This window comes from Streptomyces sp. NPDC007808, assembly GCF_042868655.1.
Classification (GTDB): Bacteria; Actinomycetota; Actinomycetes; order Streptomycetales; family Streptomycetaceae; genus Streptomyces.
Genome location: NZ_JBIAEQ010000002.1, coordinates 839,043 through 864,509, shown reverse-complemented (window position 1 = coordinate 864,509; position 25,467 = coordinate 839,043). Strand labels below are relative to the sequence as shown.

Here is a 25,467-nt window from a genome sequence, read left to right as displayed (position 1 = left end):
GAGACACGCGATGACTGCTCTGACCCGCGCCCTGCGCCTCGCCTTCCACGGCGGGGGCCTTTCCTACCGGGCCCTGTTCAACTGGACCACCCCGCCCATGTTCATCGGGACGCTGCTGGTGGGTCCGCTGTTCCAGATCTTCTTCTTCGTCCACGTCGGACGGAGCCTCGGGGTCGCCGACGACCGCTTCTACCTGCTCGGCAACACCGTTCTGGCGACCAGCATGCCGTGCGTGTACGGCGCGATCATGGCGGTCGCGAACGAGCGGCGGTACGGCACGCTCGGGGCGGTGCTGCTCAGTCCGCGTTCCCGGGGCCTGATCTGGGGCGGCCGGGTGCTGCCGTACGCCGTCAACGGGCTCGCCGTCATGACCTTCATGATGCTCATGGGCTGTCTGGTGCTGGGCCTGGACCTGCCGGCGACGACGCTGCTCGGCCTCGCGCAGGTCTTCGTCGTGGCCGCGACCTCGTGCGCCCTGTTCGGCCTGGCGCTGGGGGCGCTGGCGGTCCGCATCCGGGACGTGTTCGTCATCTCCAACTCGGCCTTCACCCTGTTGATCCTCTTCAGCGGTGCCAATCTGCCGCCGGAGTCCATGCCGGGGTGGATGAACGCGGTCGGCTCGTTCCTCCCGCTCCACCACGCCATCGAGGCCCTGCGCGCCGTCTTCGACGGCGCCTCGCTCGCGACGGTCTGGTCGGGCCTGGGACGGGAGGTGGCGGTCGCCCTGGGGTACGCGGTGCTGGCGTACGGACTGCTCCGGTTCTTCGAGTGGCGGAGCCGGGCGAACGCCGCGCTGGACGTCATGTGACCCCGGGACCGGCCCACCGGCTCGCGCGGAAATTTACCGGGCACACCCCGGAAATTGTCTAAGTGGTCAATATTTGCCACGATTGACAGCGCGTGCGACCATGCGGGGGGTGGTCCACGCGACCCACCCCCCGTCAGGCGTTGTGCTCCCGCCGGGACGGCGAGAACAACCCTTCCGACAGAGGTGCAATGTGCTTGAGCAGCCAGCGTTCGGCAAGCGACTGCGCCAGATGAGGCAACACCGGGGCATCTCCCAGGTGGACCTCACCGGACCGGGGATGTCGGCCGCCTATCTGTCGAGGCTGGAATCCGGGAACCGCCGCCCCACCGAGCGGGCCGTGGCCTACCTGGCGGAGCGGCTCGGAGTACCCGCGGAGGCGTTCGAGGACGACCGGCCCGAGGACAGCCTCATCGACCTGGTCGCGAACGTGGCCGCCATGCCGGAGCGTGACCTCGACGCCGAGACCGGACGGCTCCTCACCGAGAGCCTCGCCGCGGCCGACGACGCCGACGCGCTGACCCGCTGGCACGCGCTCACCCAACTCGCGCGCGTCTACGAGGTGTTGGGCCACTTCCGCGAGGAGTACGAGGCGCTGGTCCGGCTCAACGCCCTCAGCGAGGAACTCGGCCGTTCCGCCCTGCAGGTGCGCGCCCGGCTCAGGCTCGCGCGCTGCGCCCGCGACCTGGGCGACGCGAAGGCGGCCAGGGACGCCGTGGTCGAGGTGCTGGGGCTCCGGGAGGAGCGCCGGTCGCGGATCTCCGCGGCCGAACTGGTGCGCAGCAAGCTCCTGCTGGTCTCCGTCCAGGCCGAACTCGGCGACCTCGCGGAGGCCGCGCGGCTGGCGGACGAGGTCTGCCAGTCGCTGCGGGGCGCGACCGGAGTGCTCGCCGGCGAGGCCCTGTGGAGCGCCGCCACGGTGGCCGCCCGCCAGGGCAATCACGCTCTTGCGATGGAACGCCTGCTGGACGCCAAGGCCGCCATCGACAGCCGTGACGACCTGAAGCTCTGGATCCGGCTCCGGCTGGCCGGCGCGTCCCTCTCCCTGGAGGCCGCCCCCGCCCAGGTGGCGGACGCCGAGTCCTTCCTGGCGGAGGCCGAGCCCGCACTGAAACTCATCGGCACCCCGCGCCATCAGCAGGAACTGCTCTTCCTCCAGGCCAAGCTGGCCTTCCACCAGGGCGACCCGGACGGTGCCGCGAAACTGCTGGCCGCGGGCGAGGACGGCAGGCAACTGCTGTCGTACCGCGACCAGATCCGCTTCGACGTCCTCCGCGGCCTGCTCGCCCTGCGCGCGGGCGACCGCGAGGCCCTCCGCGACCTCAGGGAGATCGCCGCCCGCGTCCAGGCGGGAAACATGCCGGACCTGGCGGCCGAGGTGTGGCGTACGGTCGCCGAGAACACGATCTGAACGCAGCACCGCGTCCCCTCCGGGCGCGTTCCCGGCACATCCCGGCATACGACAGACGGCACAGGCGGAGCACTGCCGTGCCCCCCGCCGAGGCGACCTACTCGCTCAGCCCCACGACGCACCACCCTCGCCGAGCCGCTTCCGTCAGGACGTGTCCCCACCGCGTCAGCAGGTCCACGAACGCGTCGAAGTCACCGACCCAGCCGTCGGGGACCGCGGCGTGCTCGACGAAGGGCCCTCGCACTCGGTCGAGGTGAGGAAGGACTCGATCCCAGATCGCGGCCAGGTCCCGCACGCCGTCCGGTGACCGTGCGAGCAGCACGCCGTAGCCGCCCTCACCGAAGAAGGCCGTATCGGTGCGCTCGGCCTCGCCGTCCGGCCCGTCCCAGAAGAGCCCGCTCAGCAACACATCCAGTTCCCCCCGCAGCGAGGGGTCCACATGGCCGCGGACGCGTTCCCACCGCTGCCCGGCCCAGAAGTGCGCCTTGAAGGAACCGAGGGTGTGCGCAAACTCGTAAACGGCGAAGAAGGCGCCGCTCGATCCCCGCGGCCGTACCCAACCCTCCCCGCCCGTCAGCGCGTCGTGGTCCCACAGCCCCGTCTCGTCGGCGTACCAGGCGTCCCTCAGCCGCGGCAGCCGCTCCCGCGGCGGGACCCGCGCCAGCCAGGACCGGTCGGCGATCAACACGGTGATGTCGAGCCCCATGACCGGGAGCGTACCGACCACGTGCTTTCGCGGAGACCACGGGCCGACCCCGATACCGCGGACACCGACCACGCGGCGACCCGCGGCTCCCCACCGCCCGCGCCACGCCCTGTGCGCGACTCCAGCCTGGTGACCTGCGGTGGACCCCCTCTGAACAGCAAAACCAGGCCGCTGAGCAGCATGCCGGGCCGACGGGACCGGCGGGCGAGCCGACTGCCGACGGGGTGGCGCTGTCGCTGTCGCCGTTGGAGGGCGACGAGCAGGAACAAGCCGCCGTCGGCACGGAGAAAGTGCACGTCACACGACTGGCCGCCTGCTGTGGCGCGGACGGTCTCGCGCATCGAGCGTGGTCAGGGCGGGGCAACGACGCCCCGGCCGAGCCCAGAGAACGGATCCTCATGCCCGTCACCGTGCAAGACCACCGGGTACCCCACGAGTCCACTGTCCCCGCGAACAAGGGCGACGAGGTCGAACTCTTCGTGCGGGAGCGCGACGGCACGACCCTCGGCCACCTCGACGAGCGCACGGCCGTCCTGATGCTCCACGGCCGGAGCGTTCCGGTGCTCGCGGGCGTTGATCTCGACTTCAAGTCGTACAGCTGGGCCGATGCGCTGGCGAAGGCTGGTTACGACGTCTTCATGATGGACCTCCAGGGCTCGGGGCTGTCGCCGCGGCCGAAGATGGACGACCCTCGCAACGTCAATCCCGCCCAGCAGCACCTTCTGAAGCCGAGACCTCCAGGTTTCACGCCGGGCCCGCCGAACTATCCGTTCCAGCTGACCAACTCGGACAGCGACCGGGACGAGCTGAACACCGTCGTGGAGTGGATCATCCGCGAGCGAGGGGTGAAGAAGGTCGCCTTCATCGGCTGGTCCGCGGCCGCGTTCACGATGGGGCCGTACGCGGTCAAGAACCCGGGCAAGGTGTCGAGCCTGTTCCTGCTGGCGCCGATCTTCCCGCCCGAGGGCACGTCGACCGCCCCCGACCCGCTGCCGCAGCCCGGCTTCCCGATGTTCCTGAGCACGAAAGACGGAACCTGGAACGGATGGGGCAGCGAGGTGCACTGCGATGGGCAGCGCGAAGAAGAGATGCGCGACAAGGTGTGGGACGCGATCATGAAAAGCGATCCGGTGGGCAGCACGTGGGGGCCGGTCGGTGAAGGGCGCAATCGCATCAGGAACTTCGTCCGGTGGGGCTGGAACAAGACCACCGCGGCGCAGGGCGGCGTCCTCGGCGGCAGCGTGCCGGTCCTCATCGCGTACGGGGAGTACGACCGGCAGGTGAACACGTCGAGCGAAGATCCGGAATTCAACTTCTCGGTCCCCGCGCTCTACAACGCCATCGCCGGCGACCACAAGCTGATGGTCAAGCTGGCCTGCGCCGGGCATTCGGTGGTGTGGGAGATGCAGCACAAGAACGTGCACAACCTCTCGAAGCACTGGCTCAAGCACCTGAAGGTCGACGGCAAGACCCAGGGCATCTTCACCATGAACACCAACGGCGACATCAGCCCGGCTCCGTAGAACAGCCGAGCCCTCGACCGCGAACCGTGGGGCCCAGGGTCCATACGTAACCCTTACGCCCTCGTCAGGGCCGCGCCACAGGGACCGGCGAGGTGGAGTCCCGCCGTCTGCGCGCCCTCGCCCGAACGGCGGGCCGCGGCATCGTCCGCGGCGGCGCCGGCGCCCTGGGCGCGAGCGTGACCGGGTGGGTCATCTGGTGGCTCCAGCAATGCTGACCCGGCGCCAGTTTTGGCAATGGGTATGCGGATCGGAGCTGAGCTGACCAGACGCTGAGCTGCTTGTTCGGGGGATGCTCGCCTGCGGCAGCCCACCGAGGGCGAGCAGCTCAAGCCGGGTGACCTGCTGTTCCAAGGCGAGGCGGGCGGCGTCCTCGCCGGCTCCGTCATCCACGCGCCTGACGAAGTGCCCAGGTGGCCGAGTGGGCGGGGAACAGTCTGGCCGTGCTCCTGGCGATCTACGCCTGATGCATCGAGGGCCAGCTGCCCGACCTGAAGAGGCGGCTCGAACCTGCCGGAGACCTCCCCGAGCGGTCGTCCGACGGCTGGCGCCTCGGCCGCCCAGAGCCTCGACGCGTATTCGACACAGCCACCCGCGAAAACCCGGTGCCAGCCGGACAGCCCCGGAGTCTGCCCTTGATCATAAAGAGGGTGCCCGGGGCTTCGTCGTAACAGCTGGCATGTGCTCTGACCAGCAAAAGCGCCCTCCCGAAGGAGGGCGGAGACGGGGCGCCCCCGGCAGGACTCGAACCTGCGGCCAAGCGCTTAGAAGGCGCCTGCTCTATCCACTGAGCTACGGGGGCCGGTTGTGGTGGCCTCGTTCGTGGTGCCCGGGTGTGGGCTGATCCGTGACGTTGCCGGGGACAAGGATAGGGCTCCCGTGTCCATGTCCCTGTTGCTTCGCCTCCGTGGCTCGATGTGGAGGTTCGGTGAAGCGGTCCTGATAATCGCAGGCAGGTACGAATCGTGCACGGTTTTTGGCCCCTTGTGTACCCGGTGTTGTGCACTCGTTATGCCTGGACTGTGCCCGTGTCCCAGTCGTCCCTTCCGTCCCTTGTGTTCCATCGGCGCGCAGACATGCTCATATGCTTCAGAATTCCCCTAAAATTGGGCATTCTTCGCATGTGGTGACCTTGGACGTACGGCCTCAGCTGCTCGACGCACTCTCCGCCCTGCGCGACCGTGTCGCCGCCGCACGCTTCCCGCTGCCCCTGGCGGGGGCCCCACGCGCGCGTGCCAACCGCGACGAACTGCTCGCGCAGCTCGACGACTACTTGGTGCCCCGCCTGAGACAGCCCGAAGCACCCTTGCTGGCCGTGGTGGGCGGATCCACCGGGGCGGGCAAGTCGACGCTCGTCAACTCCCTCGTGGGCAGACGCGTGACCGAGGCGGGCGTGTTGCGGCCGACGACCCGGACGCCGGTGCTGGTCTGCCATCCGGAGGACCATCACTGGTTCAGCGGGATGCGCGTACTGCCCGACCTCACGCGCATGTGGGTGCCCGACCACGACCCGGCCGAGGAGTTGATGCTGCCCGGCGAGGACTCCGCCCGGGTGCTGCGGCTGGAGACGGCCGACACCCTGCCCCCCGGGCTGGCCCTCCTCGACGCGCCCGACATCGACTCCCTCCTCGGCGACAACCGCGCCCTCGCCGCCGAACTGATCTGCGCCGCCGACGTCTGGGTCATGGTCACGACGGCCGCCCGGTACGCCGACGCCGTCCCCTGGCATCTGCTGCGCACCGCCAAGGAGTACGACGCCACCCTCGTGACCGTCCTGGACCGGGTCCCCCACCAGGTCGTCTCCGAGGTGTCGCGGCAGTACGGAGCGCTCCTGACCAAGGCCGGACTCGGTGACGTACCCCGCTTCACCGTGCCCGAACTGCCCGAGTCCGCATGGGGCGGTGGTCTGCTGCCGGCCACTGCGGTGGCACAGCTGCGCACCTGGCTCGTCCACCACGCCCAGGACCCGGCGGCAAGGGAGCACGCCATGGCCCGTACGGCCTACGGGCTGCTCGACTCCCTCAAGGCCCGCGTGCCCGAACTCGCCGGTGCCGCGGCCGCCCAGTACGCGGCCGCGCTGCGGCTGACGGCCGCCGTTGACTCGGCGTACGACAGCGAGTACGCGCGCGTGCGGGCCCGGTTGCAGTCCGGCGCGGTGCTCGCGGGCGACGCCCTCAAGCGCTGGCGTGCCTTTCCGCTGGACTGTTCCGCCGGGGAACTCCTCGACTCGCTGGTGGAGAGCCTGAGCACCCTGCTGCTGTGCGCCGTCACCGCCGCCGACGAGCGCGTCGACGACGCCTGGCGGCGCGAACCGGCCGCCGAGGCACCGGAGCTGACGGGCCGTGATCCGAGGCCGGGAAGCGTGGAGCACCGTATCGGCGTGGCCGTACGGCGCTGGCGGCGGGAGCTGGAGGAGTACGCCGAGGACGAGGTGAGCGACGTCGAGCGCAGCGGCGTCGTGCCGGACCCCGAGGTCGTCGCGGCCCTGGTCGCCACGGCCCTGCTCGGTGCCCGCCGGGCGCGGTCCGCGGGCGAGGGGCTCGCCGAGCGGATCGGGGCGCACGGGGCGCTGCGGCTGCGCGACCGGGCCGGGCGGCTGCTCGCCGAGCATCTGGACCGGGTCATGCACAACGAGCGGGAGCGGCGGCTCGCGCCCCTCGACGCACTGGAAGTCCACGCGGAGCCCCAGGCCGAGCTCATCGCCGCGCTGTCCGTACTGCAGAAGGAGAGGTGACCGGTGACTGCCGTCACTGACCAGGACCAAACGGAACAGGACCAGACGGAACGCATCGATCGCCCCGAGGAAAGCGCCCCCGACCACGCCGAGCGCGGGAAGGCCACCATGGAGCCCACTTCCGGGGAGGCCGTCCCCGAGAACAGCCTCGCCGCCGACACCCACCCCGCAGCCGAAACCGGCCTCGCCGCCGCGGCCGACCGCGCGGGGGCCGACCGCATGGACGGTGAGCCCGGCGAGGGCGAGCGCGGGGGGAAGCAGGACGACCGGCCCGACGGCGCCGGCGGCGACCGGCACGCGCGCGTGGAGGACGGTGACGCCCCCGTGAGCGGGGACGCGGAGAACGACACCGCGCGCGGCACCGCGGACGAGGGGGGCACCCCCGCGCGCGTGGAGGCTGGCGACGGCCACGCGCGCGTGCGCGTCCCCCACTCCGGGAGCTCCGGGGACGGTGCCGTCCCGCCTCGTACGAGACAGGCCTCTCGCAAGGAGACCTCCCCGTCCACGGAGCCCTCCTCCCGTAAGGACACCTCCGCGCGCAGGGACTTCTCCCCGGGCAGGGACTCCTCCCCGCGCAAGGAACCCTCCCGCGCGAAGGCCCGTACCGGCGCCGCTTCCCGCACCACCTCTGCGCCCCGTACCGAGTCCGGTGGCGAGGTTCCTTCGCGCGCGGGATCCTCCTCCCGTACGGCCCCGGCTCCCGCCGCGGACTCCACCACCCCCTGGGACGACGGACTGATCGCGCGCCGGGTCGGTGATTCCCCCGCTCCGGAACAGCCCGCCGCCGCGGAGCCCCGGGCCCCCGGCAAGCCGGTCGTGATGCCGCTCGCCTACGACGGGCCGCTGCGGTCCCGGCTCGACGCGCTGCGCGAACTGGTCGGTCTCTCGCGCACCCGGCTCGACAGCAAGACGCTCGCCGAGGCGGGCCGGGTGCTCGACGAGGCGGCGGCGCGGCGCAGGCTCTCCGGGCAGCACACCGTCGTCGCCATCGCCGGTGCCACGGGCAGCGGCAAATCGCAGCTGTTCAACGCGCTGGCCGGGGTGACGATCTCGGAGACGGGCGTACGGCGGCCGACGACCGCCTCGCCGCTGGCGTGCAGTTGGAGCGACGGCGCGGTCGGCCTCATCGACCGGCTGGGCATCCCGCCGAGGCTGCGGCGCCGGCCGGCGCAGAGCGCGGCCGCGGACGGGCAGTTGCGCGGGCTCGTCCTGGTGGACCTGCCCGACCACGACTCGGCGGCCGTGGCGCACCGTGAGCAGGTCGACCGCGTCCTGGCGCTCGTCGACGCGGTCATCTGGGTCGTCGATCCGGAGAAGTACGCCGACGCCGTTCTGCACGAGCGCTATCTGCGGCCCATGGCGGGACACGCAGAGGTCATGTTCGTCGTCCTCAACCAGGTCGACCGGCTGCCCGGGGAGGCCACCGACCAGGTTCTCGACGACCTGCGGCGGCTGCTCGACGAGGACGGCATCGCGCTGGGCGAGCACGGTGAACCGGGCGCGACGGTGCTCGCGCTGTCCGCGCTCACCGGGGAAGGCGTGGGGGATCTGCGCGAGGCGCTCGGTCAGTTCGTGGCGGAGCGCGGGGCGCCGGCCCGCCGTATCACTGCCGACATGGACGCAGCCGGCTGGCGGCTGCGACCGGTGTACGCCGCCCACCGGCGGACCGGGCTCAGTGAGGAGGCGCGCGACGAGTTCTCCGCCCGGCTCGCGGATGCGATCGGCGCCACCGCCGCGGGGGAGGCCGCCGAACGGGCATGGCTGCGCAACGCCAACCGCGCGTGCGGGACCCCGTGGCTGCGACTGTGGCGCTGGTACCAGGACCGGGGCGAACCTCCGACGGGACGCCTGTCCCTTCGGGCCCAGACGGACGAGGAGGCCACCGCGCGGCAGCGCGTCGAACAAGCGGTGCGTACGGTCGCCGAGCAGGCGTCGGCCGGGTTGCCGGCGCCGTGGGCACAGGCGGTGCGGGAGGCGGCCGTACGGGGGGCGCAGGGACTGCCGGAGGCGCTGGACGACCTGGCCGCGCGGGCCGGACTGCCGCCGGGGCGGCCACCGCGCCCGGGGTGGTGGCCGGCGGCCGTGCTGGTGCAGGCGGCCATGACGATCCTGCAAGTCGTCGGCGGGCTGTGGCTGGTGGCGCAGATCATCGGGATCATGGCGCCCAACCTCGGCGTGCCGGTGCTGCTGATGGTGGCCGGCATCGTCGGCGGCCCGCTCGTGGAGTGGGGCTGCCGGATCGCGGCACGGGGGCCGGCGCGGCGGTACGGCCTGGAGGCGGAACGCCGGTTGCGGGAGGCGGCGTCCGGCTGCGGCCGGGCCCGCGTACTGGATCCCGTAGCGGCCGAACTGCTGCGCTACCGGGAGGTTCGGGAGCAGTACGGGAGGGTGATGGGGGTGGGCTTGGGCGTGAGGTGACGGGGTGACCCGCGGTTGCGGGAGGGGAATTCGGGCGGCCGTCGCGGTGTCGCGGTGTCGCGGTGTCGCGGTGTCGCGGCGACGCGGCGACGTCGTGTCGCGGTGAGGTGGTCGCCGGCGACCGGCAGGGGGCGTGGTCGCCGCTCGTGGTGGCTGTCGGTGACCCGTTGGGGTGACGGGGATATCCACAGCCGAGCGGTGATCCACAGGGCTCAGCGGGCTCGGCCCGACGGAGGCAGTCTGGCTTCACGGCGATCGCGACGGACGCGGTCGACCGCGGAGACGGACGCAGCCGTACGGGACGGGCCCGTACGCGTATCCGCCCGGCGAAGGCGGCCGGGCCAGGGAGGGGTTCGCAATGAACGAGACGATCATCTGCGCGGTGGGCAACGTGGCCACACAGCCGGTGTACCGGGAACTCGCGACGGGGCCGTCCGCGCGGTTCCGGCTGGCGGTGACCTCGCGCTACCTGGACCGGGGGAAGAACGAGTGGACCGACGGCCACACCAACTTCTTCACGGTGTGGGCCAACCGGCAGTTGGCCACCAACGCCGCCGGGTCGCTGAACGTCGGCGATCCGGTGGTGGTTCAGGGCAGGCTCAAGGTCCGCTCGGACGTCCGCGAGGGACAGAGCTGGACCTCGGCCGACATCGACGCGGTGGCGATCGGCCACGATCTCGCGCGCGGCACCTCGGCCTTCCGCCGCACACCCAGGCCGGAGTCGGGGGCCGTGTCCGCACCGGCCCGGCCCGAGCCCGACTGGGAGACACCCCCGGCGGACGACGACGCCCAACAGGTCCCCGAGGCAATGGCAGTGACGTGACGTCAGTCACGAGACGCAGCTGACCGAACTGCGGCTTATCGACGAATGCGCGCCGAACGACCCTGGTGGATTTGTCGATAAGCCCTGCTCGCGGCGGGCGCTGGCGATAACGATTCCGAGTCGGATCGGCCCTCCGACGGGATCACAGGGAAGCGTGGTGCGCGGCGTCCTTAGGATGCCGGAAATAGCTCTAGGGGCATCTGATTCTGCTGGTGGGACCCTACCCCCCACGTCAACGGGTCCTGCTCGAAGGGGAATTCTGTGTTTGCTGCGTTCTCTGCGCTGTCGGTGCGTGGGCGAGGGGCGGCCCGTCTCGCCGCCGCGACCCTTGTCTCCGGGCTCGTCGCCGCCTCGGCGATGGCCGGGGCCGGCACGGCGACCGCGGCCGACGGGAGAACGCAGAGTCAGGGCGGGGCCGCCGCCACCATAGGCGGCCTGAAGACGTACGGCGCGGCGGTCGTCCACGCCGACTCCGGGGACCAGGAGATCTCGGCGGGCTTGTTCGAGATGTCCGTCGACGGCGGCGGCACCCTGCAGACCTACTGCGTCGACATCCACAACCCCACGCAGCGGGACGCGCGTTACCACGAGACGCCCTGGAGCGGCACCTCCCTGGGCGCGAACAAGGACGCGGGCAAGATCCGTTGGATCCTGCAGCACTCCTACCCGCAGGTGAACGACCTCGCGGCACTCGCCGCCGAGGCGGGCGTCAAGGGCGCCCTCACCGAGCAGGACGCGGCGTCCGGCACCCAGGTCGCCATCTGGCGGTATTCGGACGGCGTGAAGGTCGACGCCCTCGACCCGCAGGCCGAGCAACTCGCGGACTACCTGGAGAAGAACGCGCGGGGCGCCGCGGAGCCCCGGGCCTCCCTCACTCTCGACCCGCCCGCCGTCTCCGGTCACCCCGGTGAGCGGATCGGCCCGGTGACGGTGCACACCGACGCCGACAGCGTAACGGTGACGCCGCCCGCCGACGCGTCCACCAGCGGAGTGCGGATCGTGGACAAGGACGGCAAGGCCGTCACCTCCGCGGCGGACGGCGGCCAGGTGTTCTTCGAGGTGCCCGAGGACGCCGCGAACGGCCAGGCGGAACTGACCGTGCAGGCTTCGACGACCGTGCCGGTGGGCCGCGCCTTCGCCGCCGAGAGCCGCAGTCAGACGCAGATCCTGGCCGGCTCCAGCGAGTCCACCGTCTCGGCGACGGCGAGCGCGACCTGGGCGAAGAGCGGCGCGATACCCGCGCTGTCGGCGACGGAGAACTGCGCCGAGAACGGTGTCGACATCACCGCGGCCAACGAGGGCGACGAGCCGTTCACCTTCGAGCTGCTCGGCGCCGAGTACACCATCGCGGCGGGCGAGTCACGCACGGTGACGGTCCCGTTGCAGGAGGACCAGGCCTACGACTTCACCATCCGGGGCCCGGGCGGTTTCGAGAAGCGGTTCGCCGGTGTGCTGGACTGCAAGACACAGGCGGCCGAGGCCGACGAGGCGGGCACCGTCACCCAGACCCTGAGCGAGCCCACCCCCGCCACGGTCGGCACCACCTCCGACGACACCAACCTGGCCGCGACCGGCGGCTCGGGCATGACCCCGCTGATCGCGGGCATCGCCATCGGCCTGGTCCTGATCGGCGGCACGGCCCTGGTCGTCCTGCGCAAGAAGGAAGCACCGGCGCGGGACTGAGCGGGGCACGACGGGAGTCCGACCGGGATCGGACACGCGGAGGGCGTTCGGCGACCATGACCGGCGCCCTCGGCGGCCCGCGGCTCTCCGTGTCGCGGCTCAGTGATCCAGTACGGGTGTCACCAGCGAAGTCCCCAGGTCAGGTCCCCTCGGCGATACGGGTTTCCCCCCAGGGGTAGCCGTCGGGCAAGATGGGGTGTATCTGCCCACTGCCAGATTTCAAGCTGCCGGACGGTTTCTCTTGGCTGAGTTCATTTACACCATGCGCAAGGCGCGCAAGGCGCACGGCGACAAGGTGATCCTCGACGACGTCACCCTGAACTTCCTCCCCGGAGCGAAGATCGGCGTCGTCGGCCCGAACGGTGCCGGTAAGTCGACCGTTCTGAAGATCATGGCGGGCCTTGAGCAGCCGTCGAACGGTGACGCCTTCCTGTCGCCCGGATACAGCGTCGGCATCCTCATGCAGGAGCCCAAGCTGAACGACGAGAAGACCGTCCTGGAGAACGTCCAGGAGGGTGTTGCCGAGATCAAGGGCAAGCTCGACCGGTTCAACGAGATCGCCGAGCTGATGGCGACCGACTACTCCGACGCGCTGCTCGACGAGATGGGCAAGCTCCAGGAGGAGCTGGACCACGCCAACGCCTGGGACCTCGACGCCCAGCTGGAGCAGGCCATGGACGCGCTGGGCTGCCCGCCCGGCGACTGGCCCGTGGTCAACCTCTCCGGTGGTGAGAAGCGCCGCGTCGCGCTGTGCAAGCTGCTCCTGGAGGCCCCCGACCTGCTGCTGCTCGACGAGCCCACCAACCACCTCGACGCCGAGTCGGTGAACTGGCTGGAGCAGCACCTCGCCAAGTACGCGGGCACGGTCGTGGCCATCACCCACGACCGGTACTTCCTCGACAACGTCGCCGAGTGGATCCTTGAGCTCGACCGCGGGCGTGCCTACCCGTACGAGGGCAACTACTCCACGTACCTGGAGACCAAGCAGACCCGTCTGAAGGTCGAGGGGCAGAAGGACGCCAAGCGGGCGAAGCGGCTCAAGGAAGAGCTCGAGTGGGTCCGCTCCAACGCCAAGGGGCGGCAGGCCAAGTCCAAGGCGCGTCTGGCCCGCTACGAGGAGATGGCCGCCGAGGCCGAGAAGATGCGGAAGCTGGACTTCGAGGAGATCCAGATCCCGCCGGGCCCGCGTCTGGGCAACATCGTCGTGGAGGTCAACAACCTCAGCAAGGCCTTCGGCGAGAAGGTCCTGATCGACGACCTGTCGTTCACGCTGCCGCGCAACGGCATCGTCGGCGTCATCGGCCCGAACGGCGCCGGCAAGACCACGCTCTTCAAGATGATCCAGGGCCTGGAGACGCCGGACTCCGGTGACATCAAGGTCGGCGAGACCGTCAAGATCTCGTACGTCGACCAGAGCCGCGAGAACATCGACCCGAAGAAGACGCTGTGGGCCGTGGTCAGCGACGAGCTCGACTACATCAACGTGGGGCAGGTGGAGATGCCCTCGCGCGCGTACGTCTCCGCCTTCGGCTTCAAGGGACCCGACCAGCAGAAGCCGGCCGGCGTGCTCTCCGGCGGTGAGCGCAACCGCCTGAACCTCGCGCTCACCCTCAAGCAGGGCGGCAACCTGCTGCTCCTCGACGAGCCGACCAACGACCTCGACGTCGAGACCCTCTCCTCGCTGGAGAACGCCCTGCTCGACTTCCCGGGCTGCGCCGTGGTCGTCTCCCACGACCGGTGGTTCCTGGACCGGGTCGCCACGCACATCCTCGCCTACGAGGGTGACTCCAAGTGGTTCTGGTTCGAGGGCAACTTCGAGTCGTACGAGAAGAACAAGATCGAGCGGCTGGGGCCGGACGCGGCGCGTCCGCACCGGGCCACCTACAAGAAGCTGACCCGGGGCTGATCGGTCTTGCGGCACATCTACCGCTGCCCGCTGCGCTGGGCGGACATGGACTCGTACGGCCACGTCAACAACGTGGTCTTCCTCCGCTACCTGGAGGAAGCGCGTATCAACTTCCTGTTCCGCCCGGACAAGGACTTCAAGCAGGGGTCCGTGGTGGCGCGCCACGAGATCGACTACAAGCGGCAGCTCGTCCACCGGCACACGCCGGTGGACATCGAGCTGTGGGTCACGCAGATCCGCGCGGCGTCCTTCACCCTCACCTACGAGGTGAAGGACGACGACCTCGTCTACGTCCGGGCGTCGACGGTGATAGTGCCGTTCGACTTCGAGGCCCAGCGCCCGCGCCGGCTCACCTCCGAGGAGCGCGAGTTCCTCCGTGAGTACATGGACGACGACGAGGAGGAGGCCGTCGCCGCATGACGGTGCTCCACCTCGCCGACGAGGGGGAGGCAGCGGATCTCGCGGCCTTCCTCTCCCGGCTGCTCCACTACGACCGTGGGGCCGCGGTGCGCCTGCAGGGGGCGGGCACCGCGCTCGCCGTCTTCGGGCGGCCGCCGTCCTTCGAGGTGCTGGCGATCCGCGCGGTACGGCTGGCGAAACCGTACGAGAACGGGCTCGACGTCACACTCGATGTGACCGTCTCCGCGGGTGAGCTGCTGGAGTCCGTGGACGAGGCGGCGGCCACGGCCGTCGTCCCGGCCGCCGTGACCGGCCCGCCGTGGGCCGGGGTGCTTCCGCCGCGCGGCGGCTGGCGGCGCGAGCCGGGGCTGCCGGCACCGGGCGAGCTGCGGGCCATGGTGGGTGCGGCGGTCGCCGAATTCCGCTCCCGTACGCAGGAGTTGGCGCCGGAGAGTCGCACGCGGGCCGAGCTCGACCACATCGGGCGGGAGATCTGGTCCCGGGCGGTCGGGGACACCCGGCTGCCGGTGCGGGCCGTGCACGCGGCCCAGTCGCTGGGCTTCCTGCGCGCACCGGGCGGCACCCACGCGCCCGACGCGGCGCAGCTGGTCCTGTTCTCGTCGGGCGCGTGGCTGAGGCTGCGTACGCCGTACGGGTCGATCGCCGTACGCAGGGCGGGACTCGGGGCGTTGGACGTCAGCGTCCGCTGACCCTGCCGCGGAAGAAACGCCGGACGCGGAAGGAACGCCGGACGCAGAGGGGCCCCTTCTGCGTCACCGGCGCCGTCCGGATCCGGCCACCCCGCTGTCCGGCGGCGCTTCCGGTATCCGGCGACCAGGAGGCTCTCAGCCCTCCGTGTTCACCATCGACGCCGCCGCGTACGTCAGGTAGTTCCACAGCGTCCGCTCGTGCTCCTCGGAAAGGCCGAGCTCGTCGACGGCGTCGCGCATGTGCTTCAGCCAGGCGTCGTGTGCCGCCCGGTCGACGGTGAAGGGGGCGTGCCGCATCCGCAGGCGGGGGTGGCCGCGGTTCTCGCTGTACGTCGTCGGGCCGCCCCAGTACTGGATCAGGAACAGGGTGAGGCGCTCCTCGGCCGGGCCCAGGTCCTCCTCGGGGTACATGGGTCGCAGCAGCGGGTCCTCCGCGACACCCTCGTAGAAACGGCGGACGAGCCGGCGGAAGGTCTCCTCCCCGCCGACCTGCTCGTAGAAGGTCTGCTCCTGAAGAGTGCCGCGCCGAATCTCGGTCACGCCGCGCCGAATCTCGGTCACTGTGGGCTGCCTCGCATGTCTTGTTCCGGTCCGCCCGAGTCTGCTCTGCCGGGGGCCCGGGGGTCGTCCCCCGGAATGCAGTACGTCCCCCATGGTCTCAGACCGGGCGGCCCAGGACTCAAGGCCTAGGACCGGACCCGTTGCCGGAGGGTGCCATCACGCCGACTCCGGATCCGTCCGCAGGGGCGCTCGCCTCGCGCCGCCCCTCGCAGGACAGTGGACGTATGAGCACGCAGGATCTCGGCAGGGACGCGAGGGACGCGGAGGCACTCGCGTCGCTCGCCGCTTCGGCACGGGCCGCTCTGGTGCGTGAGATCGAGGCGAGCGGGGCGTGGGCCGACGACCCCGTGTGGCGGGACGCCTTCGCCGCCGTACCACGGCACCTGTTCGTCCCCTACTACTACGTCGGCGTCGTCGGCGGCTACGAGCGTCGCTGGGGCCTGAGTCCCGACCCGGCGGCGCGGGAGCGCTGGGTGCGCGGCGCGTACGCGGACACCCCGCTGGCCACCCGGCTGCGCGACGGAGAGCTGCTCTCCTCCAGCAGCCAGCCGTCCCTGATGGCGATGATGCTGGCCGCGCTGGCGGTTCGGGACGGGGACCGGGTCCTGGAGATCGGAGCGGGCACCGGCTACAACGCCGCCCTGCTCGCCCACCGGCTCGGCGACGACGACCTCGTCACCACCGTCGACCTGGAGCCGGACATCACCGAGACGGCCCGGCAGCATCTGGCGGCCGCCGGGTACCACCCCGTCGTCGTCACCGGCGACGGCGCGCGCGGCGTGCCGGAGCGCGCCCCCTTCGACCGGGTCATCGCGACCTGCACCCTGACGTCGATCCCGCGCGCCTGGCTCGCCCAGTCCCGTCCCGGCGCCCGCATCCTGACACCGCTGGCCACCGGTCTGGTCGCCCTCACCGTCCGCGACGCCGAGCACGCCGAGGGCCGCTTCCTGCACACGCCCGCCTACTTCGTGCCGCTGCGTGGCGGGAGCCGGGGCGAACCGGAGCGCGCGCGGCTGGGCGCACTGCCGCACCGGGCCCGCGATCACGACCTGCTCCGCTTCCTGCTTGCGCTGACCCGCGGCAGCCTCGATCCGCAGGAGGCGTACACGCTGTGGGAGCGCGAGGGGCAGCCGGCGCGGGAGCGGTACGGCATCACGGTGCGCGGAGAGCACGAGTGGGCGTGGCTGGACGACCCCGAGGGGCCGTACGCGTGGCCGCTGCCCGGCTGAGGCACCGCGTCGCCCCGGACACGCGGGAGGGGGCGGTCGCACGGCACTTCCACGCCGTGCGACCGCCCCCTCCCGGTCGAGCTTCGGGCTCCTAGCCGCGCCGGATCGTGATCGTCGTCCACGCCCCGACGTGCACCCGGTCGCCGTCCTGCAGCGGGACCGGGACGAACGGCTGGATCGGGTCCTCGGCGCCGTTGACCGTGGTGCCGTTGGTCGAGTTCTGATCGACGACCGCCCAGGTGCCGTCCGGCTGCTGGACCAGGACCGCGTGCTGGTGGGAGACGCCCGGGTCCTCCGGCGGCACCGACAGGTCGATGTCGGGGGTGTCGCCGGTGGAGTGGCGGCGGCGGCCGATGGTGACCTGGTTGCCGGTGAGCGTGCGCTGCTGCTCGGGCGAGTACGCGGGCAGGTTGAGCCCCGCGGCCTCCGGGCCGGAGCGCTGCATCATCGCCATGAAGTAGTCGCGGTCCGGGCCGATGGTCGCCGTCCAGGTCGCCGGCTGCTGCGGGAAGCCGGGGCCGGGCGGGGGCGGGGCCTGGGACGCGCCGGGCTGCGGGTAGCCGTAGCCGCCCTGGGCCTGCGGGGCGCCGGGGCCGCCGTGACCGCCACCGGGGCCGGACGACGGCGGGGAGATCACCCAGTCGTCGTCACCGCCGCCGAAGGGGGGCGGGCCGCCCTGCGGACGGTTCTGTTCCTGCGGGTATCCGGGCGGGGCGGAGGGGCCACCCGGTGCGGGCGGGGCCGCGTGGCCGCCGGGGCCGGGCGGGCCGGACTGCAGGAAGCCCTGCGGAAGGCCACCGGTCGCGCCGGGGCCGCCGGGCGGCGTGGGTCCGGGCGGGGGCGGAACCGGCCGTGACGGGTCGCCGCCGAAGCCGGAGGGGCCGTTGCCCTGCGGGCCGCCGGGGCCACCGGGGCCGGGCCCGAAGCCTCCGGGACCGGGGTTGGTCTGGGCAGGGCCACCGGGACCCGGGCCGAAGCCATGGGGGCCACCGGGGTTTCCGGGACCACCGGGAGGACCAGGGTGCCCCGGTCCGCCGGGTCCGCCGGGTCCGCCGTGGCCTCCAGGACCTCCGTGCCCGGGCGGCTCCGAGCCGAACGGAGGGATCGGCTCCGCCGGGCGGTTCACCTGCGAGGGGCGCGAGCTCTGGTAGTCGTACGCGTCACCGCCGCCGTACGACGGGCCGGGACCCGGCGGCGGCGGGAATCCGCCGGACGGGCCCGGGCCCGGGCCGGGTGCCGGCTGGCGCGGGGCGGCGGGGGTGTAGGACGTCGCCGTGTTGGTGAGGAAGTTCCACCGGCACTCCTCGCAGAACGGCGCACCGCCCTCACGCGGCGTGCGGCACTGCGGGCAGAGCTCCGGCTCGGGCGCTCCGCCCATGTGCGGGCGGCCGGCCGGCTGGCCGGCGTTCGGCCCCCCGGACGGGCCGCCGGGGCCGGGCGGCGGGAAGCCGTAGCCGCCGGGCGGGGGCGGCGGGGGAGGGGGCGGAGGTACGGCACCGGCCATGCGGTGACCGCAGACCTCGCACCAGTCGTCGGAACCCGACTGGTGTCCGTTCGGGCAGGTCGGCATGTCGGCGCTTCCCCCTCTCCTTTCCGGTCGCCTCGACCGGACTACTCCAACCCCAAGGGGTCAGGCTCGCTGCTTTTTCGGTCTTGCTGGGTCACTTCTTTACACGAACAGTCTTTGTCGACCGTGTTTCGAGAGTCATCTCGTCGGCCTCCGCGACCTTCGCCTTCAGTCGCACAGTACCTGCCGCGGCATCGACCACGTCCACCACCTTCGCAAGGAGTTTCGCCGTATCCGCGTTTCCGGAGCTGCTGGCGAGCTGGACCGCCCGGCCCAGTTTGGCTGTCGCTCCGTCGATATCTCCCGCTTTGCGCAGGTCGAGACCTTGCTGGATGGCCTGTGCCAGTTCGGCCTGGCCGGTGTAGTGGGCGACCTGGGGGTTGATCGAGGTCGAGGCGGCCATGTCATCGGTCCAGACGGCCCGTACGAGACCCTGGGCGCCCAAGTTGTGCGCGGTGCCGTCGGGTTGCGGGACCACCAGGGAGACCCGGGCGGCGAGCATCTCCTGGCCCAGGTTCGCGGCCGGGACCTCGACGCAAACGTGGTAGTCACGGGACTCGTCTCCCCATGAGCCGGTGGGGTAGTCACCGGCGCGCGGACCGGCGTCGGTGCGCCGCTCGGTCAACTCCTCCACGGTCGGCGCCACTTGCTTGACGAACTTGATGGTGGTGCCCACCGGTGTCCACAGCCGCAGCGCGACGTCCGCGACCTCCTTGCCCATCGCCGTCTCCATCATCCGGGTGAAGTCGGCGGCGAGGCCTGCCGGGTCGGCGACGATGTCGGCGCTGCCGAGCAGCGCGGAGGCGATCGCTGTGACTTCTTTCACTTCCCAGTCGGTGCCCACGCCTCGGGCGTCACATGTGAAGCGTCCGGCACAGTCGTCGAGCGCGGCCTTCAGGTCCTCGGGTGACTCGTGTTCGTTGCGGCCGTCGGTCAGCAGGATGCCGTGCCGGATGCCGACGTCGGCCGAGGACAGCAGGCGGTCGGCCAGCCGCAGCCAGGTTCCGATGGCGGTGCCGCCGCCCGCGCCGAGTCTGCGCAGCGCCTGCTTGGCCTGGTCGCGGGTGGTGGCGTCGGCCACGGCAAGACGGCCGCCGCCCGGATAGACCTCCTTCGCCACGTGCGTGCCGCCGATCACCGCGAAGTGCACACCGTCGCGCAGGGTGTCGACGGCGGCGGCGGTGGCGTCGCGGGCGTTGCGCATCTTGGTCGGCGGGTAGTCCATCGAGCCCGAGCAGTCGACCATGATCGCCACTGCCGCGGACGGACCCTGGCCCGGTGCGTAGAGGTGGGGCGCCGCGACCGCGCTTCCGACCGTGCCGCCGCCGGTCGCGGTCACCGTGACGATCGCGTTGACCTCGCGACCGCCCTCCGGCAGGTACTCGTTCTGGTACACGTCCACCGAGAACTGCGGCACGTTCGACTTCGAGAAATTGGCCATGCCTTCTCAAATCCCCCTAAAGACCCCCATGGTGGGGTAATGGCTGTAGGCGGACCGGTCCCCTCCGGTCCGATGAGGCCTGTCCCCTATGTGTGGCCTCAGGCCGATCCTGCCCCCATCGGCGGCGCCGGGAACGGCAGGACGGCCACTGTTACGTTGTCGTGGCCCCCGCCGTCGAGGGCGTGACCGACCAGAACCTGCGCCGTGTGCAGGGGGCGCGCGGCGGCGTCGAGGGGCACGACCTCGGCCATGTCCGCGGCCGCCTCGGCGTAGTTCCACAGCCCGTCCGTGCACACCACCACCACACCGGGCCGGTCCGGCTTGAAGGAAGCGGTGTGCGGCTCCAGTTCGTAGGCGTCCGCGCCGAGCCAGCCGGTGATCGCGTGGGCGCGCTCGTCGGCGTACGCCTCCGCCTCGTTCATCAGGCCCGCGGCGACCATCTGCGCCGCCCACGAGTCGTCCTCGGTGAGCCGGGCCGGGGGAGTGCCGCGGTCCACCGGCACCCAGTAGACGCGGCTGTCGCCGACCCAGCCGACGATCAGCAGGTCCGGGGTCACCACGGAGCCGACGATCGTGCAGGCCGGGGCGTTCTGGTGCGGTGCCTGCTCGCGGGCCGTCTCGGGCTCCGCGGCCAGCGCGTTGACCGCGTTGGCGGCGGCGACGATCGCGTCGTGCATGGCCTGCTGCGGGTGCGTGCCGCGCGGCAGGGCGGCCAGCAGCGACTCGCTCGCGGCCCGGGAGGCGGCCATCGAGGCGTCGTCGGGCCGCGTCGCCGAGGACACACCGTCGCAGACGATCGCCACGGTCGCGGGCCGTCCGTCGGGCAGCGCGGTGCAGCCGACGGCGAACGCGTCCTCGTTGCGGTGGTGGCGCAGGCCGCGGTCGCTGACGGCGGCGACCGGTCCCGCGTCCTGCTCCATGTGGTCGCGTTCACGCGGCTGCGCGTGCCCGCAGTTCTCGCAGTACCCGTCGTGGTCGACGCGGCCCGCCCGGCAGGCCACGCACACCTTGGCGCTCTCGCGCGGGCCGGGCAGGTCGGCCACGCGCGGGTCGGGTGCCTGCAACGGGTACTCCTCGGGCTCGGCCGGGCGGTCGAACCGGACACCGGACGCCGGGGAGACCGGCGAGTCGGTCGGGGCGGGGGGAACGGCCGGGGCCGACGGGGTCTGCGGGGCCGCCGGCACGCCGTGGTCGCCCGGGGCCGGGGAGCCGGGGAACCCCGCGCCGGGGGTGCCCTGCGGGGCGTGGGGGCCGTTCGCGGGCGGCGGCACCGGGGCGGCGGACGGCGGTGCCTGCGGAGGCGGGGGTGTGCCCGGGGGCAGGTCGTGACCGGCGGAGCCGGTGCCGTGGTGCTCCGCCGGACGAGCGGCCGGTGCGCCGCCGGTGCCGTCCGGCGCCGTGGCGCGCGGCCAGTGCACGCCGGGCGCGCCCGCCGCTGGGGGCGGCGCCGAACCGTTCATGGCGATGGTCGGGTTGTCGTCCGGCCGTACGGGCACGGCGGACAGGTCGTATCCGCACGCACCGCAGAAACGGTCACCCGACTCAAGCGGCCATTCGCAGCTCGGGCAGGCGGACAACTGGGGCATCTGCGACATCAACTACACCCACGTCCGGGGGCGGTAACGGTTGGCACGTTCCACCAGGTCGATCCTCTCCTCGCCGCCCCGTGCGAGCCGGGCCAGCGTGCGATATGCACGCTCCAGGCCGAAGCGCAGTCCCCGCTCGTCCAGGCCGCTGCCGAGCAGCGTCCGTCCTCCGGGGGCGGGCGGGGCGGAACCCTGGCCACCGGAGAGTATCCAGTCAAGCGCGCAACCGAGGACTTCCGCCGACAACTGCTCCCGGCGCGCCGGATCCAGGCCGTACGCCTCCAGCGCCTCGACCTGGCCCGCGGCGGCGGTCAGGTCCTCCAGGAACGGTACGTCGGCGGCGACCGGCGTACGGCCACGCAGCCGGGCGCGGACGGCCGCCACACGTGCGGCCGTGTAGTGAATGGAGCTTTCCGGTACCGACTCCAGGGTCCTGACGGCACCGCTCCGGTCACCGGAAGCCAGCCGGACCCGGGCGAGACCGAAGGCGGCGCTGACATAGCTGGGGTCGGTCGACCACACCAACCGGTAGTACTCGGCGGCGTTGTCCAACTGGCCCAGCACCTCCGCGCACATGCCGAGGGCCGACTTGGGGGCGGGCTCCCCGGGGAAGGCGTCGTAGATCGCGTCGAACGCGACCGCGGCGCCCTCGTGGTCGCCGATGACGAGCGCGGCCACACCGCGGTACCAGACGACCCGCCAGTCGTCGGGCCGCTCTTCCTCCAGCTCCAGCAGGGCCTGGTGCGCGCTGCCGCTGTCACCGTTCTCCAGCCAGGCACGGACCTGCCGCAGCCGTGTCTCGGTCGACGGCGTAGGCGTGGCCGCGAGCGCCCCGAGCAGCTCGGCCGGAGCGGTCGTCATCAGGCCGGCCAGGAAACCCGCGTTGGGGTCCGAGGGGTCGACAAGGGGGACCGGCAGGGCGAGGGCGGCGGCGGACGTGTCGACGGACTTGACGATCCCGGCAGGAAGCGCAGCCACGGGCGAGGGCGTGGCCGCGGCGAGCGCGACGGCGGAACCCGAAGAGGTGCCGGGGGAGCCGGACGCCGCGCCGCCGCCCTGGGCCGGGCCGGGCACCGGACCGGCGGCAACCCTCCCACGCCACCGCCCCGACGGGACGACCCGCGCCCCCAGCCGCGACACCTCCGTGTCCAGCCTCGGGAAAAGCTCGGTGTCCGTCACCCGCACCTCCGGGCCGAACAACGTCGACAGCGACGGCCGCGCACGCCCCGTCTGCAGGGACACGACCTCGCGCAGAACGCCCGTCAGCTGCTCCGCCATCTCCTGCGCGGAGGCGAAGCGGCGGGCCGGGTCGGGGTCGGTGGCGCGGACCAGGAGACGGTAGAAGGACTCGTACTGGCGGAAGACCTCGATGTTGTCGGGGTCGGGCAGGGAGTCGACGTAGACGTTCGTGTAGCCCTGGAAGTCGAAGGTGAGGACGGCGAGCGTACGCCCGACCGTGTACAGGTCGGACGCCACCGAAGGGCCCACCTCCGCGACCTCCGGCGCCTGGTAGCCGACCGTGCCGTAGATGGCCGACTCCTCGTCGTCCATCCTGCGCACCGCGCCCATGTCGATCAGCTTGAGCTGGTCCTCGGTCTGGATGGCGTTGTCGACCTTGAAGTCGCAGTACAGGAGGTTGCGGCTGTGCAGGTGACCGAGTGCCTCCAGGGCCTCGATCCCGTAGGCGCACGCCTGCTCGACCGGCAGCGGGTCCCGTCTGCCCTCGGGCGTACGGCGGCCGTTGGCTATCTCCTTCAGCGACTTGCCGCCCACGTACTCCATGACGATGTACCCGTCGAGCGAGCCCGTGCGCTGGTCCAGGTGCTCCACGAAGTTGTAGATCCGCACGATGTTGGCGTGCTCGATCTCCGCGAGGAAGCGCCGCTCGGATATGGCCGCCGCCATCGCGTCCTGGTCACCGGTGTCGAGCAGGCCCTTGAGCACCACCCAGCGGTCGGAGACCGCCCGGTCCACGGCGAGGTATATCCAGCCCAGCCCGCCGTGCGCCAGACAGCCCGCGACCTCGTACTGGCCGTGCACGATGTCGCCGGCCTTCAGCTTCGGGACGAAGGAATACGGGTGACCGCACTTGGTGCAGAAACCCTCGGTGCGCCCCGGACGGTCACCGCGGGCCCGGCCGACGGGCGCGCCGCAGTCCGAGCGGGAGCAGAACCGCTTGCGCTCCGGCACCTCCGCCTTCTCCAGCACCATCGCCCGCGGATCGGGGCGCGGGACCCCCGGAACCTGGACCAGACCGGCACCGAGGCGCCCACGGCCGCTGGAGCCGGCGGTCGAACCGGAGCTGCGCACCGACACCGAGCGGCCCGTCGAGCGGCCCGACAGGGAACGGGACAACCGGCCCGACACCGAGCGCCGGGACTTCGACGACTGCGACGACGTACGGGAGCTGCCCCGGCCGGTGGAGCGGGAGCCGGCGCTGCCCGCCGAGCCCTTGCCGCCGCCCGTGACACCGGTGGGCGGCGAGCCGACCGTGCCGGTCGCCGAGACGACCGGGGCGAGGCCGCAGGTGTCGCAGTACAGCTCACCGCCGCCCATGTCCTCGTACGATCCGTCGCAGTCCGGTCGCTGGCATTGCTGCTGTGCCTGACTCATGACGACGACTCCCCCCTGTCCCTCATGCCCCCGGACCCCCGCGGTCCTCGGGCCCCCGCGGCCCCGGCACCCGTCCGCTGCCCAGCAGTTCGGCGGCGGCCTGCTGGTAGCGCAGGACCGCCTGTTCGGCGACGCGCAGGTCGCAGGGCGCGCTCCACAGCATGCGGCGGGCCGCGTCGTAGCGCTCGATGAGGAAAGGGTCCTCCGCGAGGCCGTGCCGGGCCACCTTCGCCTTGTACGCGTCGAGACGGCCGCGCAGCTCGGCGCGGACCGCCAGCGGCGCGGTGACCGCGGTCAACGACTCGCGGGCGCGCAGCAGTTCGTCCTCCGCCTTCTGCTCCAGGGACTCCAGAAGGGGGGACAGGCGGTGCCACTGCCCCTGCCTGCGGTACTCGGCGGCCGTCGCCAGCTGCTCCTGCAGCACGGTCGGCGGACCGCTGACCACGGGCACTTCCGTGGCCGCGATCTTCGCCAGCACCTCGCCGCGCGCGGTCCGGGCCTCGGCGAGCGTACGGTCCGCGCGCGAGAGCACGTCCCGCAGCTTCACCAGGCGCTGCTCCGCGTCCTGACGGACCGTCAATACCGCGTCGATCTCCCGGCGTACGTCCTCCAGCGCGCGCGCCTCCCGGTCGTAGACCGTGGTGTCCGGCCTGCCGCCGCCGGGCGCCGAACTCCCGGGTGTCGGCAGCCAGTACGCGAGCGGGTCCGACACCACCTCGGCGCGCAGCCTGGTGAGCGTGCGCGTGATGCGCTCCAGGTCGTCGCCCGCCGGGTGCTCGCCGGGGCGTACCCCGACGGAGTGCGCGAGCCGACGGGTGCGCTGCAACTCCGCGGCCAGTAAATCGATACGGGCGGGCAGCGCCGACCAGACCGCGTCCGCGGCGACGACCATGTCCAGCGAGGCCGCGTACAGCTCGTTCATCCGGTCGACCAGCGCGGACAGGCTGAACTGCTCGCTGAGCTTGCCCGAACCGCCGTGCAGGGTCGGTGCGTTGGCCATCGCGGTGGCCGAACCGGCGACGGTCACCGACTCGCCGCGCAGCAGCTCCGTCAGCTCCACCAGGTCGTCCCGGCTCGACCAGCGGCGGCGGGCGCGGATCTCACGGGCGGAGCGCAACGCGCCCGTGTACGCGTCGAAGTACGCCCACAGCAGCGTGATCGACGCCTCCGCGGCCGTCCAGCGCTCCTTGGTGGTGCCGGTGAGCTCGGCGCCTTCGAGGAGTCTGCGGCCCGCGTGGTCCTGCAGGGCGAGGAGCGAGGTCTCGATCGCCTCGTGCTCCGCGCCGAGCCGCGCCAGCGCACGGTCCACCTCGTCCCGGTCCATCACCGGCCCGGCGGGGTCCGTGACGCCCATC

The 25,467-nt window shown here is 72.1% G+C and carries 19 protein-coding genes and 1 tRNA gene; 12 read left to right on the top strand and 8 right to left on the bottom strand.

Annotation, left to right across the window (positions count from 1 at the left end; genetic code table 11):
- Nucleotides 1-10: 10 nt before the first annotated feature.
- The gene (locus ACFYNL_RS10085; protein ID WP_388799517.1) at nucleotides 11-808 is read left to right on the top strand and encodes an ABC transporter permease; all 798 of its coding nucleotides are present in this window, start codon (nucleotides 11-13) and stop codon (nucleotides 806-808) included.
- A 190-nt stretch (nucleotides 809-998) separates the two neighbouring features.
- Complete coding sequence (locus ACFYNL_RS10080; protein WP_388799515.1) at nucleotides 999-2,216, top strand: helix-turn-helix domain-containing protein; 1,218 nt, start codon at nucleotides 999-1,001, stop codon at nucleotides 2,214-2,216.
- Nucleotides 2,217-2,313: 97 nt separating this feature from the next.
- On the opposite strand, the gene ACFYNL_RS10075 is transcribed toward ACFYNL_RS10080, so the two are convergent.
- On the bottom strand, nucleotides 2,314-2,922 hold the full coding sequence (locus ACFYNL_RS10075; protein ID WP_388799512.1) for a hypothetical protein: 609 nt from the start codon (nucleotides 2,920-2,922) through the stop codon (nucleotides 2,314-2,316).
- A gap of 479 nt (nucleotides 2,923-3,401) precedes the next feature.
- Here ACFYNL_RS10075 and ACFYNL_RS10070 point away from each other — a divergent pair, with 479 nt between their 5' ends.
- Together ACFYNL_RS10070 and ACFYNL_RS10065 are read left to right on the top strand one after the other, a co-directional pair.
- Complete coding sequence (locus ACFYNL_RS10070; protein WP_388800589.1) at nucleotides 3,402-4,445, top strand: alpha/beta fold hydrolase; 1,044 nt, start codon at nucleotides 3,402-3,404, stop codon at nucleotides 4,443-4,445.
- 92 nt (nucleotides 4,446-4,537) lie between these two features.
- Entirely contained in the window at nucleotides 4,538-4,660 is a 123-nt protein-coding gene (locus ACFYNL_RS10065; protein WP_388799509.1) for a hypothetical protein, read from the top strand.
- A gap of 511 nt (nucleotides 4,661-5,171) precedes the next feature.
- Here the strand turns inward: ACFYNL_RS10065 and ACFYNL_RS10060 are convergent.
- Nucleotides 5,172-5,244: transfer RNA gene (locus ACFYNL_RS10060), tRNA-Arg, on the bottom strand.
- A 321-nt stretch (nucleotides 5,245-5,565) separates the two neighbouring features.
- Here ACFYNL_RS10060 and ACFYNL_RS10055 point away from each other — a divergent pair.
- From ACFYNL_RS10055 to ACFYNL_RS10025, 7 genes are all read left to right on the top strand, one after another.
- Nucleotides 5,566-7,176, top strand: a complete 1,611-nt coding sequence (locus ACFYNL_RS10055; protein WP_388799505.1) for a dynamin family protein — start codon at nucleotides 5,566-5,568, stop codon at nucleotides 7,174-7,176.
- A gap of 219 nt (nucleotides 7,177-7,395) precedes the next feature.
- A complete protein-coding gene (locus ACFYNL_RS10050) occupies nucleotides 7,396-9,594 on the top strand; it encodes a GTPase (RefSeq protein WP_388800586.1) in 2,199 nt (732 codons plus the stop codon).
- Between the two features lie 358 nt (nucleotides 9,595-9,952).
- Nucleotides 9,953-10,417 (top strand): single-stranded DNA-binding protein, encoded by a 465-nt coding sequence (locus ACFYNL_RS10045; RefSeq protein WP_388799502.1) that lies wholly within the window; start codon nucleotides 9,953-9,955, stop codon nucleotides 10,415-10,417.
- Between the two features lie 261 nt (nucleotides 10,418-10,678).
- Nucleotides 10,679-12,100 carry a Cys-Gln thioester bond-forming surface protein gene (locus tag ACFYNL_RS10040; RefSeq protein ID WP_388799499.1) on the top strand — a complete coding sequence of 474 codons (1,422 nt, stop codon included), beginning with the start codon at nucleotides 10,679-10,681 and terminating at the stop codon, nucleotides 12,098-12,100.
- Nucleotides 12,101-12,341: 241 nt separating this feature from the next.
- A complete protein-coding gene (gene ettA, locus ACFYNL_RS10035; RefSeq protein ID WP_388799496.1) occupies nucleotides 12,342-14,006 on the top strand; it encodes an energy-dependent translational throttle protein EttA in 1,665 nt (554 codons plus the stop codon).
- A gap of 6 nt (nucleotides 14,007-14,012) precedes the next feature.
- Nucleotides 14,013-14,426 (top strand): acyl-CoA thioesterase, encoded by a 414-nt coding sequence (locus ACFYNL_RS10030; protein ID WP_388799493.1) that lies wholly within the window; start codon nucleotides 14,013-14,015, stop codon nucleotides 14,424-14,426.
- Complete coding sequence (locus ACFYNL_RS10025) at nucleotides 14,423-15,115, top strand: hypothetical protein (RefSeq protein ID WP_388799490.1); 693 nt, start codon at nucleotides 14,423-14,425, stop codon at nucleotides 15,113-15,115. The genes ACFYNL_RS10030 and ACFYNL_RS10025 overlap by 4 nt, the downstream gene beginning before the upstream one ends.
- A gap of 135 nt (nucleotides 15,116-15,250) precedes the next feature.
- Here ACFYNL_RS10025 and ACFYNL_RS10020 read toward each other — a convergent pair whose 3' ends face one another.
- On the bottom strand, nucleotides 15,251-15,655 hold the full coding sequence (locus ACFYNL_RS10020; protein ID WP_388799487.1) for a globin: 405 nt from the start codon (nucleotides 15,653-15,655) through the stop codon (nucleotides 15,251-15,253).
- Between the two features lie 245 nt (nucleotides 15,656-15,900).
- Here ACFYNL_RS10020 and ACFYNL_RS10015 point away from each other — a divergent pair, with 245 nt between their 5' ends.
- Nucleotides 15,901-16,905 (top strand): methyltransferase domain-containing protein, encoded by a 1,005-nt coding sequence (locus ACFYNL_RS10015; protein ID WP_388799484.1) that lies wholly within the window; start codon nucleotides 15,901-15,903, stop codon nucleotides 16,903-16,905.
- A 91-nt stretch (nucleotides 16,906-16,996) separates the two neighbouring features.
- Here the strand turns inward: ACFYNL_RS10015 and ACFYNL_RS10010 are convergent, their stop codons facing one another.
- From ACFYNL_RS10010 to ACFYNL_RS09990, 5 genes are all read right to left on the bottom strand, one after another.
- The gene (locus tag ACFYNL_RS10010; RefSeq protein WP_388799481.1) at nucleotides 16,997-18,475 is read right to left on the bottom strand and encodes an FHA domain-containing protein; all 1,479 of its coding nucleotides are present in this window, start codon (nucleotides 18,473-18,475) and stop codon (nucleotides 16,997-16,999) included.
- Between the two features lie 91 nt (nucleotides 18,476-18,566).
- Nucleotides 18,567-19,913, bottom strand: coding sequence for a VWA domain-containing protein (locus ACFYNL_RS10005; RefSeq protein WP_388799478.1), 1,347 nt, complete (start codon nucleotides 19,911-19,913; stop codon nucleotides 18,567-18,569).
- Between the two features lie 98 nt (nucleotides 19,914-20,011).
- Nucleotides 20,012-21,508 carry a PP2C family serine/threonine-protein phosphatase gene (locus ACFYNL_RS10000; RefSeq protein WP_388799476.1) on the bottom strand — a complete coding sequence of 499 codons (1,497 nt, stop codon included), beginning with the start codon at nucleotides 21,506-21,508 and terminating at the stop codon, nucleotides 20,012-20,014.
- Between the two features lie 3 nt (nucleotides 21,509-21,511).
- A complete protein-coding gene (locus ACFYNL_RS09995) occupies nucleotides 21,512-24,112 on the bottom strand; it encodes a tetratricopeptide repeat protein (protein ID WP_388799473.1) in 2,601 nt (866 codons plus the stop codon).
- Between the two features lie 22 nt (nucleotides 24,113-24,134).
- Complete coding sequence (locus ACFYNL_RS09990; RefSeq protein WP_388799470.1) at nucleotides 24,135-25,466, bottom strand: hypothetical protein; 1,332 nt, start codon at nucleotides 25,464-25,466, stop codon at nucleotides 24,135-24,137.
- Nucleotide 25,467: the final 1 nt, after the last annotated feature.